This window comes from Pseudomonas sp. GD03842 (genome assembly GCF_029841165.1).
Classification (GTDB): Bacteria; Pseudomonadota; Gammaproteobacteria; order Pseudomonadales; family Pseudomonadaceae; genus Aquipseudomonas.
Map to the genome: position 1 here is coordinate 318,805 of NZ_JAOCEA010000004.1, position 16,148 is coordinate 334,952.

Annotated in this window: 7 protein-coding genes; 3 read left to right on the forward strand and 4 right to left on the reverse strand. The window is 59.1% G+C overall.

What is annotated here, in order from left to right:
* Nucleotides 1–42: 42 nt before the first annotated feature.
* Nucleotides 43–624, forward strand: coding sequence for a YceI family protein (locus tag N5D61_RS08575; RefSeq protein ID WP_108236963.1), 582 nt, complete (start codon nucleotides 43–45; stop codon nucleotides 622–624).
* Between the two features lie 2 nt (nucleotides 625–626).
* Complete coding sequence (locus tag N5D61_RS08580) at nucleotides 627–1,784, forward strand: phosphatidylserine/phosphatidylglycerophosphate/cardiolipin synthase family protein (protein WP_108236964.1); 1,158 nt, start codon at nucleotides 627–629, stop codon at nucleotides 1,782–1,784.
* A 42-nt stretch (nucleotides 1,785–1,826) separates the two neighbouring features.
* Here N5D61_RS08580 and N5D61_RS08585 read toward each other — a convergent pair whose 3' ends face one another.
* A complete protein-coding gene (locus N5D61_RS08585) occupies nucleotides 1,827–4,478 on the reverse strand; it encodes an RHS repeat-associated core domain-containing protein (RefSeq protein ID WP_279892029.1) in 2,652 nt (883 codons plus the stop codon).
* Nucleotides 4,479–4,792: 314 nt separating this feature from the next.
* On the opposite strand from N5D61_RS08585, the gene N5D61_RS08590 reads away from it, so the two are divergent.
* A complete protein-coding gene (locus tag N5D61_RS08590; protein WP_279892031.1) occupies nucleotides 4,793–9,163 on the forward strand; it encodes a SpvB/TcaC N-terminal domain-containing protein in 4,371 nt (1,456 codons plus the stop codon).
* Between the two features lie 73 nt (nucleotides 9,164–9,236).
* Here the strand turns inward: N5D61_RS08590 and N5D61_RS08595 are convergent, their stop codons facing one another.
* The 3 genes from N5D61_RS08595 to N5D61_RS08605 form a co-directional block, all read right to left on the reverse strand.
* On the reverse strand, nucleotides 9,237–10,760 hold the full coding sequence (locus tag N5D61_RS08595) for a fumarate hydratase (protein WP_108236967.1): 1,524 nt from the start codon (nucleotides 10,758–10,760) through the stop codon (nucleotides 9,237–9,239).
* Nucleotides 10,761–10,999: 239 nt separating this feature from the next.
* Nucleotides 11,000–13,444 (reverse strand): RHS repeat-associated core domain-containing protein, encoded by a 2,445-nt coding sequence (locus N5D61_RS08600; protein WP_279892035.1) that lies wholly within the window; start codon nucleotides 13,442–13,444, stop codon nucleotides 11,000–11,002.
* Nucleotides 13,445–13,525: 81 nt separating this feature from the next.
* The gene (locus N5D61_RS08605; protein WP_279892038.1) at nucleotides 13,526–16,141 is read right to left on the reverse strand and encodes a hypothetical protein; all 2,616 of its coding nucleotides are present in this window, start codon (nucleotides 16,139–16,141) and stop codon (nucleotides 13,526–13,528) included.
* Nucleotides 16,142–16,148 lie beyond the last annotated feature (7 nt).

Below are 16,148 nucleotides of genomic sequence, written 5' to 3' on the forward strand. Positions count from 1 at the left end.
ACAGCCGGATAAGGTTTGCCCCATCGCGCATCTGGAGTTCCCATGCCCTTACTTTCTCGCCTGCTGCTGGCCTCGCTGGCCCTCCTGGCGCTGCCCGCTCAGGCGAATTGGTATCTGGACAACGAGTCCTCGCGGCTTTCGTTCATCTCCACCAAGAATGCTGACATTTCCGAAGTCCATCGCTTTCTCAATCTGCACGGCAAAGTCGACCCCAAAGGAATTGCTGAACTGGAGGTGGAGCTGGATTCAGTGAGCACGGGAATCCCCCTTCGTGACGAGCGCTTGCGCAGGCAATTGTTCGACGTCACGCAATTCCCCGAGGCGAAGATCACTGCGCAATTGGACATGCGTCCGATCAACGCACTGGCGCCCGGTGCGCAATTGGAATTGCGTTTACCGCTCAAGGTGCAGATGCACGGCCAGTCGCAAAGCTACCGGGCAGAGTTGCTGGCCACCCGGCTCGACGACCGCCGCTTTCAAGTGGTGACGCTGGAACCTCTGGTATTGCACGTCGAAGACTTCGGCTTGCTGCCGGGGCTCGATAGCTTGCGCAACGTGGCGGGTCTGTCAGCCATCGGCTATTCGGTGCCAGTGGGCGCCGTGCTGATCTTCACGGCGCGCTGAGCATGAGGGGCGCGATCTTTCCGTGGCGTGAGGGCAACCAGTTCAATCTGCTGATCGACGGCCCGGCGTTCTTTCCGCGGATGATCGCCGCGATCGACGCCGCTCAGCAGCAGGTCGAGCTGGAGTTGTATCTGGTCGAAGCGGGCGCGTGTGCCGAGGCGATCGTGCAAGCGTTGGTCAATGCGGCCAGGCGGGGTGTGATCGTGCGCTGCCTGTTCGATGATTTCGGCTCCCTGGCGTTTACCCTGAGCCTGCGCGAGCGCCTGACCGAGGCGGGCGTGATCCTGCGGTTCTACAACAAGGTGCATTGGCGTCGGGGCATTCGCAATTTCTACCGCGATCATCGCAAATTGCTGTTGGTGGACAAAGCGCTTGCCGTGGTCGGCGGCACCGGCGTCACGGATGAGTTCTGGCGTCCCGATCAGGCCACCAGCGAGTGGCACGAGGTGATGGTCGAAATCCGCGGCCCGTTGGTCATCGACTGGCAAGCGCTGTTTGATCGGCAGTTCCATGCCAACGCCCGACGTCGCGCTTGGCGCCCGGCGGAGAATTTCGGCCTGCCACGGCTGCCCAAGGTTCCGATCAGCGGCGAGGGCCTGGGGCGAGTCGCCTACGCCGACTCACGACAACGGCGCGACATTCTGCAATCGCTGGTTCGCTCGCTCTATACCAGCAAAAAGCGGATCTGGCTCGCCACACCTTATTTTCTCCCCACGTGGAAAGTCCGCCGAGCCCTGCGCCGCGCGGCCTCCCGAGGCGTCGAGGTGCGCCTGCTGCTGACCGGTCCGCGCACCGACCACCCTTCGGTGCGCTACGCCGGTCATCGCTACTACCCGCGTCTGCTCAAAGCCGGCGTGAAAATCTTCGAATATCAGCCGCGTTTTCTGCATTTGAAGATGGTGCTGGTGGACGATTGGGTCAGCATCGGGTCTTGCAATTTCGATCACTGGAATCTGCGCTTCAACCTTGAAGCGAACCTCGAGGCGATGGATCCGGCCTTGACGCGTTCGGTCACGGAAAGCTTCGAGCGGGACTTTCTCGTCAGCACCGAAGTCAGCTTGGAAACCTGGCAGACCCGGCCATTGTGGAGTCGCATCAAGCAGCGGGTCTGGGGCTGGGTGGATCGGTTGGTAGTGAATGTGTTGGATCGGCGGGGATGAAATTGAGCACATTGCTGGGTGTCTCTGATGCGGAAAGCGCTTTTATATTGCATTAGAATGACGTCTTCTGATTGCTCGCTCGACTTTGGACGGTGTTTCGCGCAATGAAAGCTTTCTGAGGCTTGAGGTAGAAGATGAATCGTTTCCTGGAAGAGGGGATGAATCAAGGAACTTGGCTTTGCTTTTGACGTGCACGTAGATGTCTAGCAACTCTACTTCATTGAATGAATGCTCTATTTTGACAATGTCTAGCCCAAATTCATCAACAATTCGTTGAGTGCTTTTGCCATTCTGAGTTTGCGTCAGGAATGCCTTGGTGAATTCTGGGGTATTGCTTGGATACCTATGTGCTACGTCTTTTACACCCTTGTTTGAAATGTTGTTTCGGATAATCAGGGTTGGTAATTTTCCGAAGAAGCCGACGTCGTTGGATACTCGGTAGTATTGGTAGGCAGCTATTTCGTTTGCGTAAAGCATAGGGTGTTCTTTTATAGGTTTGTTATTGTTCTTGAAGGTCCAGACATCGGGTTCAAATTTGTTTATGAACAGATTGGGGCTGATATGCCCAGCGGGGTGGTACTTGGAAACGATCGTGTATTTGTCGCGCATTACGTGGCTATATGAATTCTCAAACATATCCTTCTTCTCTGGGTTTTTTTTAAATTTTTTCTCAAAATGTTGGCGTAATACATCAGTCATTGTGTTGGACGGCGTATTGACGTGCTCCTTCGTTTTGCCCGACGGATCGGAATACGAGAGAGGGCAGTTGGCGACCATCTGATAGCGATTCAGCCCATCTTCGCCCTCTGCAGGATCCGGACTGACCCACCGCATCAACCAAGGCGCGTAATACCGGAAGCCATAGTAATAAAGCCCCGACGCATCCCGCTCTTTGCCCGAATAACGAACTGTCTTGTACTTTGCATCTGTCGCATTTCTGGCAGCCCACCACGCCGTCCCTCCGAACGGGTAATAGCCTTCCAGGCTGATCACGCTGCCTCTGCCGTCCAATTCCAGCGTACTTGAGCCCAAGTGATCATTGAGGCTGTAATGCACTTGATCGTTGTCAATGCCATCCGGCTTGTTGGCGGCCCAGTGCAACACTTGTACGTGGCAGCGTCCTGCGGGTGCTGAACAGACGTGCAGGATTTCACCGTTGTGCATCGTGCGGATTTCAAGACCCGGCAGATAGCGCGTTTCAGCCATCACTGTTCGGTTTCGGGTGTGAGTGCTGCGAATCTTGCGACAGCGCTGACCGTCGGCAGCGTAGATGTAAACTTCATCGTCATCGGGGTCGTCTTCGCGTTTTATGGCGGTGACCCGACGCAACTGATTACGCAGATCCCACGCCAAATCTTGTCCGCGCATCAACTGCTGGAAATTGCCATTGGCATCGAAGCTTTTTTCAAAATTCGCATCGGCTTCACCTTCAGGCAGGCTTCGGTTGCTGTCAGGAGCAACGAGCATTTTTCGCGTGAAGCATTGGGCGCCGATATGTCGCATTTCCAGCAGATTACCCCCGCCATCGTAGCTGTAGAGCTGGGCGTAGTTGCTCAGTTGAGTAGGGTCTTGGGGCAGATTTTGCAGCATCGGCAGTGCCGGGCCGTAGCTGGCACCGTTGGACACTTCGCGACCGGTGGCTTCAATCAACTGATACAGCGTGTCGTAGCGATAGCGACTCACGGCGTCGATGCGTTGGTTGGCGAAAAAGCGTGTTGCTTGGGCAGCGTCCTCGATTTCGACGAGGTTGCCCACTGGGTCGTAGCGGTAGCTCAGGTCCTGCAAGGCGGTAGTGACGGCTTTCGAAGAGAAGATGCGCGTCAGTCGTCCGGTTTCCTGCTCGTAGTTTTTTTCGGTGATGACGCCGTTACCCAGACGCTCGCTTTCCAGTTGACCCATTGGGTTGTAGCGAAGGTCGCTGATGAGCGTCTGAGCATTCTGCGTGTTGACCAGTGTCAGGTGTGTTTCCCGGAGGAGCCCATCAACGCTGTAGCGGTGTTCAGTGCGGTTGCCGGCAGCATCAGTCTGGAGAATGAGCGCAGCCGCAGCATCGAAAACAGTCGTGGTGGTGTGCCCAGTTCCCGGCTCCAGTAATGCATCGCGTTGGTCCGAATCAAGCGGCCAGTCGGGTGGCTCGTCTGTGGGCAGAAATCTCCGATTCTCGGTCAGTACCTCGGCTGTCAACCCGAACTCCTGAGCGCACAGGGTGCCTGCGGGATCGTCATGGCGAATCAGTCGGCCGCATTGATTGTGCAGCGCCGCATCGGACGACGCGCCACCGTAGATATACCGCTCGACGATCTTGGGTGGGCCATCGACGCCCTTTTCAGTCACGCAGAGAGGTCGTGTTTGGTCGTCGAAGTCGGTTCGGCTGTGGCTTCCCCGACCATCCCAGGTGTCCAACGACTGACCATCGGCTGCGATCAAGTTCAACCGCCAGCCTGCGTCGACATGGGTGGTGAGAATTGTTTTACCAGACTGGGCGTGAATCGCCGTGGTGTTAGCAACCACTCCCTCGGCCCCCAGCCGCGGATCCCAATCCGATGAAGGTTGTCCGGCGATGTCCCATGTGTGACGCGTAACGCGCAACTGCGCAGGGTCGTCCGGGGCGGAGCGGTGCCAGTCAAGTTCCCGGATTGAAAGTCCCCTTGAGTCAATGGCGTGTACCCGAGGGGTCTGGCTGTGAAGGGGCATGGCAACGGCGTCCCTGTCCGTAGGTGACTTATTCTTTCAGGCTAGACTTCAGTAGCGCTGCCTATCGTTCCCGGCGACCTACGGTAATGCTCACTTCCTAGGCCAACCCTTCCCATTGTCACGCTGCAGTGTTCGGCAGTTGGCCCATGCTGCGACGTGGCGATAATGGATATCGCGATACGTTCTAATCCTGTGCGCCGTCATTTTCTAGACTTAACAGCAATCGAGGCGTTACAGGCGGCTCGGCGCTTCTTTCGCCGTATTCGCCATTCGCCCGCGCATCGCCGATGCCCAAAGGAGTGGAGAGCACGATCATGGCTGATCAGCAGGAACACGTCGGCATTTCCGCGCCTTCGCTGCCCAAGGGCGGCGGCGCGATTCAAAGCATTGGCAAGGGCTTTGGTGCCGTGGGGGCCATGGGGGTTTCTTCGTTAAGCCTCCCTTTACCGGTTTCGGCGGGACGTGGTTACGCGCCGCAGTTGGCGCTCAACTACCAGAGTTCAGTAGGCAACGGCATTTTCGGGTTGGGCTGGGGCCTGAACCTGGAGCACGTCAGCAGAAGAACCAGTAAGGGCGTGCCACGCTATACCGACGATGATGTGATTCTCGGCCCTGGCGGTGATGTCTGGTTGGCACAGCGCGACGCGCAGGGCTCGGTGGTGGAGACCACCGTGGACACCTATGGTGACCTGACACTGGACAAAAGCTACCAAGTCATCCGCTATTTCGCCCGAGTAGAAAGTGCATTCAATCGCATCGAGCATTGGCGCCACGTCGACGACATTCCGGGTTTCTGGCTGGTGCATGGGGCCGATGGAAGTCTGGCGATGTACGGCCGCAATCCAGGCTCGCGCATCGCTGATCCCGAGGACGCAAACCGCGTCGCCGAGTGGTTGTTGGAAGAAACCATGAATGCGCGCGGCGAGCACATTCTCTATACCTACAAGCCAGAGGATATGGCGGGCACCGTCGGTGACACCCAGCCTGATCCTGCACGCGACTTCACGGCCCAGCGCTACTTGCATCGGGTGTGCTACGGCAACTTCGCCGCCCATTCACATCTGTATCTCTGGCGGCCGGAGCAGGTCGCAGGGCTTGAGTGGCATTTCTATCTGGTGGCTGATTATGGGGAGCGTGTGGACCAAGGCTCCGCCCCTCCATTCGTGACGGAGGGTACGTGGGGCGCGCGCTCGGATTTTCATTCATCGTTCGCCACTGGGTTTGAGGTCGGCACGTTGCGGCTCGCCCATCAATTCATCCTGTTTCATCATTTTCCTGCTGAAACCGGTGAGATGCCGCAAGCGGTCGCCTCACTGAAGTTTGGTTACACCGACCTTGCGCAGCGCTACCAGGCGCTGACCTTGGCGACAAGTTGGGGCTGGTACCACTATGACGACGGCACCGCTAAAGTCGAGGGCCAGTCGCGTCCACCATTGAGCTTCACCTATCAGGATTTCGACGCCAGAGATGGGAGCTTCACCTCCTTCCTGCAGATGCCGGGGCTGGACGATGGCCAGCGTTATCAACTGGTGGATCTTTACGGCGAAGGGATGGCCGGTGTCCTTCACCGTGACGACAAGGGATGGATGTACCGCGCCCCACAACGTGATGTCGAGGCCCAGGATCCCGATGCAGTGACCTACGGCGCCTGGCAGCTTTTGCCGCTGATTCCTGTCGCCGACGCTCAGGCCCCGGTGCGTCAGATGCTCGCCGACCTGACCGGCAATGGTCGGTTGGACTGGGTCTTGGCGCAACCGGCTTGCGCTGGTTTTTTCTCCATGAAGGCCGATGGTAGCTGGTCGAACTACCTGCCTTTCGCGGCTTTTCCCCCGGAGTTCTTTAACGCTGAAGGGCAGCTTGTGGATCTGGTAGGCGATGGGCTTGGCGATTTTGCGCTCGTCGGGCCCAGGAGCGTGCGCCTCTATGCCAGCCGGCGTGCTGAAGGCTTTGCAGCAGGAGAGAATGTGCCCCATGAGGGGGAAGACGATCGGTTACCGGTATTAAGGGACAGCCCGAACGAACTGGTGGTTTTCTGCGACATTCTTGGGTCGGGGCAGCAACACCTCGTGCGGATTCGGCATGATGAAATCCGCTTTTGGCCGAACTTGGGACGAGGGAAATTTGGCAAAGGCCAGCCATTTGCCACGCTGCCGTTTTCTTACACCGAGTTCGACGCGGGGCGCATTCGTCTGGCCGACATGGACGGCTCCGGAGCCGTAGACCTGATATACCTCGAAAGCGAAGGCTTCAAGCTGTTCTTGAATCGATCTGGACGAGGCTTGAGTGAGCCTGTGTTCCACGCCTGGCCCGAGGGTGTGCGCTATGACCGGTTGTGTCAGGTCAGCATGGCCGACCTCCAGGGGTTGGGTTGTTCGAGCCTGGTACTGACCACTCCCCACCTGAGCCCCACCCATTGGCGCTATGACCACCCACCGGTCAAACCGTATTTATTGCGCCAGACCCACAACAACATGGGGGCATCCGGAACCGTGACATATCGCAGTTCGGCACAGGAATGGCTGGACGAAAAGCATGAGCTGCAAATGTCCGGATCACCGATCGAACCCGGTGTGCCATTTGCGCTGCATGTCGTCAGCCGGCAGACACAGCTCGACGAGGTGACCGGTAATCAACTGACCCAGATCTTTCACTACCGCCAGGGTTATTACGATGGTGAGGAGCGCGAGTTCAGAGGTTTTGGTCTGGTCATGCAACGAGACAGTGAGGCGCAGCAAGCGGGGCAGGAGGATGAAGGTTTCACGGCGCCTGTGCTGAGCAAAACCTGGTACCACACGGGGCGGTTTCCGCATCGCCCTGCGGCAGGCTTCAATCAGAGCGACCCACAAGCCCAAGCCCTGGGAGAAGACTTGCTGACGACCTATGACCAAGGGCAAGATCAAGTGATCCAGTCGCCCACCGAGGCTCAGTCAAGGTCAATGGGGCGCACGCTTGCCGGGTCTGTAATCAGGGCTGAGGTGTTCGCGATGCTGGGAGATCGTCCCGACGATGTCCCTTATTCTGTGCGGACTTCGCGCTACCTGGTACGCGAACTCGAACCGGCAGGTCTTCATCAGCCTTATGCCCGTATGCTGCCGCTGATGCTGGAATCGATCAGCTATCAATACGAGGGCTTCGCGGATGATCCGATGTGCCAGCGCAGCATCAGTCTGGGCTGGGATGCCTACGGCGTGCTGACCCACGGCGCCAACGTCCATTACGCGCGGCGCAAGCGCGAAAGCGATGCGCCTCCCTTCGAAGATGAGCATCAGCAGCGCTGGTGGCGCGCCGCCCATGACGAAGCGCAGCAGCGTTTCTACCTTACCGAAAGCCGGGTTCAGGTCATTCATCTGGATGCTCCGCAGAGCTGGCGCCTGGGCTTGCCGTATCTGAGGCGTGACAATGCAATGATGGCGGAGGCCGCCGATGTGAACCTTGAGGACATCAGCTATGAAGCCTTCATTCAAGCCGATGGTTGGTTCGCTTCATTACCTCGCACGTTGTTGACCTTGACCCGGCAGCGGTACAAGGAGGCCGGAGAGGGCGAGGCGACGTTCCAGGCGTTGCCTGACGCCACGGAAATGGCGGAGCTCGATGAGCATGCGTTGACCGCTTACGATCGGGTCATGACCGCTGATCAACTGACCGCCAAATTGATCGAGCTGGGTTATCACACCATGGCGTGCTTTCTGCCAGAAGAGCCGGAGCGTGTTCTGTGGTCGGTCAAGCGCGAGTTCAACACCTATGCGGGCGCCGAGCATTTTTACCGTGTCGATGCGTTCAGACCCACCGCCAGCCATGGCCTGAGCCGGGTGGAATATGACCCCTACAGTATGCAGCTGACCGCCGTGACGGCACCGGATGGCTGCAGAACATCGGCGACTTTCAGCTATTACAGCCTGCAACCCATCAAAGTGGTCGATCCCAATCAGAATACGCAAGAGGCGCTCTACGATGGGTTCGGAATGCTGCGCATGACCAGCTTCCATGGCACCGAGCTGGGAGAAGCAGTCGGCTTCGACTCCCTGGAGCATGTCGTCCTCCCTGACCAGACGCCCGATGAAGCCATCTCCAATCCGTCCCAGACCATCAACTTCGGCACTGCTTATTTCTACGATGCGTACAGTTGGACAGACCGCAAAGTGCCGGTGCACAGCTTGGTCCAGCAATGGGATCGCTACCCAGGAGATCCAGAGCGGCAATTGCGCATGACGCTCAGTTCCGTCGATGGTTTCGGCAGGCAATTGCAAACCCGGCAATTGGTCGAACCCGGCATGGCGTATCAGGTCATTGACGGTCATCTGTGCTTCGATGGCGATGGACTGATTGAGGTGGACGTCAAGGACAAGCGGTGGCGAGTCAGCGAGCGGGTGGAGTACAACAACAAAGGGCTGGCGATCAGGGTCTACCGCCCGTACTTTACCGACAGTCACGGTTACGTGAGCGACAGTTCGGTGCGTGAGCTTTGGTACCACGACAAGCAGTTTTATGATCCCTTGGGTCGGCCCACTGAAAGCTGGACCGCCAAAGGCTGGTTGCGACGCACCACCTACCGGAACTGGTATTCCATTGCCGAGGACGAAAACGATACGGCCGAGGAGGTCAACGCGCGGCGGGCGCAGGCAGGGCTGCCGTTGCTCGATGACGGTTCGAACGTGGGCAGGAAGAAAAACGTGTTCGGGTTTTGATGACTCAAAGGCCCTGTACGCAGAAAGCCCGGCACGCTGGCCGGGCTTTCTGCAAAACAGACACCGTCAGTGCTTACTGCACTTCCACTGCCAGGCTTTCACTGATCTTCTTCTGCCAGATCGCAGGTCCGGTGATGTGTACCGACTCACCTTTGCTGTCCACGGCGACCGTGACCGGCATGTCTTTGACCTCGAATTCGTAGATCGCTTCCATGCCCAGTTCGGGGAATGCCAGCACTTGCGACTTCTTGATGGCCTGTGCGACGAGGTACGCCGCGCCGCCCACCGCCATCAGGTAAACGGCTTTGTTGTCCTTGATCGCGTCGATGGCAGTCGGGCCCCGCTCGGACTTGCCGATCATGCCCAGCAAACCGGTTTGTTCGAGGATCTGACGGGTGAACTTGTCCATCCGGGTCGCGGTGGTCGGGCCGGCTGGGCCCACCACTTCGTCACCGACTGGATCGACCGGGCCTACGTAATAAATGAAGCGACCTTTGAGGTCCACCGGCAGGGTTTCGCCCTTGTTCAGCATCTCGACCATGCGCTTGTGTGCGGCATCGCGACCGGTGAGCATCTTGCCGTTGAGCAGGACGGTTTCACCCGGCTTCCAGCTCTGGACGTCTTCCGGGGTCAGGGTGTCGAGATTGACGCGACGAGCCGACGGGCCGGCTTCCCAGACGATTTCCGGATACGCGTCCAGCGGTGGCGCTTCCAGCGACGCAGGACCTGAGCCGTCGAGCACGAAGTGAGCGTGACGGGTGGCGGCGCAGTTAGGGATCATGCAGACCGGCAGCGACGCGGCGTGGGTAGGGTAGTCCATGATCTTGACGTCGAGCACGGTGGTCAGGCCGCCGAGACCCTGGGCACCGATGCCCAGTTGGTTGACCTTCTCGAACAGCTCCAGACGCATTTCTTCCAGACGGTTCGACGGGCCGCGCGCCTTCAGCTCGTGGATGTCGATGGACTCCATCAGGACTTCCTTGGCCATGACCGCGGCCTTCTCGGCGGTGCCACCGATGCCGATCCCGAGCATGCCAGGCGGGCACCAGCCAGCGCCCATGGTCGGAACGGTCTTCAACACCCAGTCGACGATCGAGTCGGACGGGTTGAGCATCGCCATCTTCGATTTGTTTTCCGATCCGCCGCCTTTGGCCGCCACGTCCACTTCCACGGTGTTGCCCGGGACGATGGAGTAGTGAATGACCGCCGGCGTGTTGTCCTTGGTGTTTTTGCGAGCGCCTGCCGGGTCGGCGAGGATCGAAGCACGCAGGACGTTTTCCGGCAGGTTATAGGCGCGACGCACGCCTTCGTTGATCATGTCGTCCAGGCTCATGGTGGCGCCGTCCCAGCGCACGTCCATGCCGACGCGTACAAATACGGTGACGATGCCGGTGTCCTGGCAGATCGGACGATGGCCGGTGGCGCACATGCGCGAGTTGATGAGGATCTGAGCCATGGAGTCGCGCGCGGCGGGCGATTCTTCGCGCAGGTAGGCCTCGTGCATGGCCTGGATGAAATCGACGGGGTGGTAATAGGAGATGAACTGCAAGGCGTCGGCGACGCTCTGAATCAGGTCATCCTGCTTGATCACGGTCATGGGCGTTCTCCTCTATTCAGGCGGGAACATTATAGGGGCGGCTGGCGCAGGATACGCGTGGCAGTTGCGCAAACGGCCTCTGGCTCGGCTACCGCTCAGGCACAGCAGCAGGAAAAAGGCGCGGCAGTATACCGCGTGAACACCGCCGCGACACCCTGTCGCAGGGTAAACATTGGTCTTAAAGGCCAGGACAGGCGCTTCGGTATTACCGATAACCGCCATGCCCTGCGCCGGTTCCGTCAGACCGGTGTGACCGTGCCGTCTGGATGATAGATGTTGGCGCGCGCCTCCCGGAACGTGGTTTTCCAAGCCTTGAACGGGTTGCCGGTGGTTTGCAGGCGTTCAAAGAAAGAAACGGCTTCCAAGGGCCTGTTGGATGAGTTGATCGGGCTCTGGAGGCCAGCGAATCCTTTCAAGTAGACCTTGTTGACGAAGCCCTGCACCGGCCGGTTCAACACCTTGGCAATCTCCAATGCCGACCCGTTCGAACCTCCCCAGCACGATAACAGCACGAAGGTCTGGTCTGCCGTCTCGTTGAGCGTTAGGAGTCGAGGGGCGATGACGTCTCTTGCCACGTCGGCTGCGCGACTGACTTTTCCATCCGCGCCCATGAGCAGCGCACGCAAGGGGTCACCGTGCGTGAGCAATGCCGCGCGGTTGGTGGCGTGATAGGTGTCGATGAAGCCGACGTCCACGGCCCTCGACGTGTGCTGGGCGAGCACTTCGCCGTTCCCCAGGCGTCCAGGCTTGGGCGGCTTCCACCCTTGTGTGACGTCCAACGCCCTCTGTCGCGAACCGGCCCGTCTGAGACTGCTCAGCTTGAAGCCCGCTCCTGCCCCCGCAAGCCCAGTGACCAGAGAAATACTCCCCAATACCCCTGACGCGGCGCCGTTTTGGCCGGTTGCTTCAAGCGCTGTGCTCGCCACACCCGTGGCCAGGGAAACGATATCCAACGTGGCGGCAACCAATGCCGTGATCTGCCCAGTGGTCAGCGCGCCCAGTCCCGAACCGATCAACGCCCCCGCGGCGGGTAGCGCCGCTTGAAGGCCGGGAATCAATGCCAGCGCACCCAGCGCGAGGCCGACCCCAGCCAAGGCATAGCTCACCCAATTGTGGCCATCGGGGTCAACGCGGTTGACCGGGTCGCCCGCGCACCAGGCGTAGGCGTTGATGCCCCCCGGACCGAATGGGCTGTGGCTGTCGGGGGCCAAAAAGCACATCAGAACAGGGTCGTAAGGGCGGTTGCCTCCTGGCACGTACCAGCCGGACACCGGCTCGCGTTGCTCGCCTGCATAACCGAAGGCGACGTGATCCGAAGCGGAGGTTTCGGCACCATGCGCCGTATAGCGATGGATGTGCAATTCGCTGTCGGCTTCCAGGCGGACGCTTCCCTGGGCGTCGGTGCCGACCAGGATAGTTTGACGAACGCTGTCAGTGATGTTGCTCACCGCGAACAGCGCGCCCATGTCGCCGATCAACTGGACACGATTGTCGTCGGTACGCTTATGAGTGAGTTGATCGGCGCTAAAAAAGTCTCGGGTCAAGGTGTCGTTTACTACGCGGTCGGTCAATTGCCCGCTGGGATCGTAGCGATAGGTGCAGGTGCCCGATGGCGCCCGGACCTCGGTGAGTCGGCCTTGGGTGTTCCAGCTAAGGCTTCGGCCCAGGTTGTCGCCGATCACCCGACCGCAGGCGTCATAGGTCAGGGTGATGGTTGAGGGCCAGGACGGATGCGTGTGGGTAACGGTCACGACGCGGGTGGGGTCGTCGCTGGCGTAGCTGAAGCAGGCCTCGTCTCGGGTGCCGTCCGAGTAGGTGCTGACGACCTTCTCATAGCCATTGAAGGCGTTGAAAACGAACACCTGCTCGACCATGCGGTTGCCGTACGGATCCTCAGGCGCGGCCAGCGCATTGGCAGTGCACCGGATCAGACGATTGCGGGCATCGTATTCAAAGGTTTCCTCCCCTACGTGCCCACCCTGGGCCCAAGTGCGGGAAATGATCTGATCGAGTGCGGAATACTCCACTGTCTGGATGATGGTCTGAACGGCAGTTTCATCGTCCTCGCCCGCCTGGGACAAGGTAAATGTGCGGGTGTGTTCCCGGCCCACCGCGTCGTAGGTGAGCGACGTGACAAGGGTGCGCTGGTTGTGCGGGTCGACGACGCGAATCGACAGAGGGCGCGAAAGGGCGTCGTAGGTGTAATAGGTGTCAACGTCGCCAACACGGGTCTTTTCGACGCGGCCGATGGCGTCGAGCTGGCGCAGGTGCGCAACGCCTTCGGCGTCGTCGAAACCTTGAAGCAGCCCGCCGAACGAATAGCGCCATGCGGTGTGATGAGACTGCCCGTCGACGGTCCAGGTATCGTTCGCGGGCTGGCCGGACGGGGTGAATGCAAAGGCCTGGGTGCCCAATGCGCCTGCGACGGCTGAAGGCTGACCCAATGTCGGATGACGGGTGATAAGGACGTCCGCCTCGCCCGCAGCCGCGACACCGACTAGCTGATTGTTCAATGCCTTTTCATAGGTGAAGGTGATGTTCTTGCCATCGGCAAGCGTGGTGGACGAAGGCGGCAACTGCCCGTCGATGTAGTCAAGGCGGGTGGTATGCCCTCCGACTTCTACGGTGAGTTGACGGCCCAGGCCATCGAAAGTTTGCCGACCGACAATCGTGGGTGCGTTCATTTTTTCCATTCCTTGGAAAGAGCGTTAATCAGGAACGCCTGCGTTAACCGGTGTCCCTGTCGTCATGGCTGTGGTTCTTGGTCACGCTTCGTCGAGCGCAGGGGGTGTGACGGCAATGGTCTCCGGGTGGTTGTCATCGCTGTGCAAAGCATACGTCCAGTTCACCACTGTGTTGTCGGCCAGCGTTTGTTCGACCGTCCGACCGTAGACATCCAGCCTTGCAGTGGTCACGCGGTCCGGCTGACCGGGCACTTTGACGGTGGTTTGAGTGATGCGGTCCAGCCCATCCCGGCCCCATTCCTTGCTGCGAATGAGCGTTCCCTGTGAGTCATATAACTGCTCGGTGAGTGGGCTGCCGGACACATTGTGCAGCGTCTGGGTGCAGGCGCTGCGAAGGGGACCGTTTTGCTGCCACGTCTTCAGCGAGAGAGCAACTGGGTTGTGCTCGCTGTGATGTTGGACCCCATCCGGCGTGGTGCTGCAACTCACCTGACCCCAGTCATCGTACTGAGTGGTTGTGGTGAGCGTGAGCGCCGTCACTGTTGCCGGGTGTTCTGGGTCGCGCAACCAGTCCACTTGAGTTTCGCTGAGGGGCCGGCCCAAGGCGTCGAAGGCCGTGCGGGCAATTTCGCGAAATACGCCTGGCGCGTGATCGATGTCTTCAAGCTCCACCCGCACGGTTCGGCCTTCGCCATCGAGCCATTGACGGCGACGCTGGCCGGTGGTGAGGCAGTCCTCGACCATCACTGGGTTTTCGCCGGTTGCCCGGTGCTCGAGCGCGACGGCATCGCCGATGTGATAGGTCGTGGTGCGGCGGGTTTGGTAAGGGCTGTCGTCGGCAGTGATGACGAGGGTAATCCGCCCCAGGTCGTCATAGTCGTAGCGAGTAATGACCCCAGCTTGATTGCGCTCCCGTGTCACTCGGCCGGTGCTCAGCGAGCGCGCGATGCTTTGCGTCGCCCGCACCCGCTCAGTGTTTTCAAAGCCGATCAGGGTGACATGGGTGCTCAGCTCATCCTGTGTTTGTTCGTAGCGATAGGAGGTGGTCGTGGGTTTGTCGTTGAGCGTGGTGATTTTTCTATCCACGCGGGCGTAGTGCGGACCTGGCTCGGTGATGTAGGTCTGAGTAGTGGTCTCCAGTACGCGGTCGTGGGTTTCATCCCGTGCCGTTTCGCGCTCGACCACCACGACCGCAGGCTCACCCTCAATGAGCGACGCCAATGCAGTGTAGGTGTAGCTCGTGGAGATTTCGGATGCACCGCCGTAAGAGCCATCTTCCAGACGAGCAGGTCGGGTGGTTTTCTTCTTCAGGTACCTGACCATGCCCATGGCGTTGGCCGGGCATCCTTCGGCGCCTTCGGCGGGGTAGTACTCGTTGTGCTCTTCGACACCGTTGGGGCTGCGACTGAATACGACATTGCCGTTGTCATCGTAGCGATATTCGGTCGTCTCGCTGCGTTGATTGCCGGTCTTGTGGTCAATGAAAGTGACGGTTTGTTCATGAGGCAACTGGCACCACGCTGGCTGTTCGTCCCAGTGGGTGTCAGGCTTGATACCGAACGTGGTCTGGCGCCTGATCTCGGAATCCCCCTGGCGGGTGGATTCACTCACAGGCAGGTGAAAGCGGTTCCAGGTGCGCGTCGTGGTCGCGAGCGTGCGCGCTTGTTCATCCGTCTGCGTTTCAATGACTTCGTAGTTGTAGTCTTCCTGGACCGCATAGAGGTTGTCGCGTCCGGTCTGCCAGTTGAAAGGGTGCTCGCTTCCGAATCCCAGAAAGTTGAGTGCACCGACCCATTCGTAAGAGCGGGTGAGTTCAACGTCTCCCGTTCCGGATGAATGCTTCCATTCAATCACCCTTGGCAGTTCGGGGAAGGGAGCACCGGGTGGAAGCTGGTGGCCAAACTCGCCCGTCCCCCATCTGATGCTGTCCGATGTCCCCAATGGGCTGGTAAGTTCGGAAGGCAACAGTAGTTCCAATTCGGCGTTTACCGGCTGCGCCTCATAAGTCACGGTGAAGGGTCGTTCGATGCCAGGCAGGTACACAGCGCCCAGCATATCGTTCGTCAGTTGCAGCGACAGGGTACGAGCCTCATGGCCTGGCACCTGAAATACGACTTCTCCACCGTCGCTCTCAACCTCCAACAGCGTGCGGGTCTCGTCGCGGATTTTGTCGAGTCTGAAGTCGTCATTGGCGAACGCAGACCAATCCACGTACAGCCTGCGTCCCTCCTGGCTGCGAAGCTCCGTCAGCACGTATTTGGCACTGTTGGGTTGCTTGGTCAGAATCTCGGTCTGCCCGGATTTGTGATCGATTCGGACCTCAGTGTCGCTTTGGCACGTGACGACCATGGATTTGAGCTTGTTGTCGAACAGCACCAGCTCTTTGCCAGGCGAGAAGTCGGTATTTTTAATATCGATGGCAAAACGTTCGCCTGACGAAAGCTGGAGGGAGGCTGAGGTTTGCTGCAGGTTGATTTCGCTGAAACCCAGTGCCCAACCGTAGCCAAATCCCCGGTCGACGGTCGAGGTCAATACGTTGAAGGACAAGGTGGGCGAAAGAGAGGGCCCCGCGAGATCGTTGGCGGGAAGTAGCGGCAGCTGGAATGCAATCGTGAACTGCCCTGTACGGGCATCGACGCCCGTCTTTACAAAATCCACGAAGTTTGTCGCTTGGGTATGAATACCGCTGATTGACATATCATCA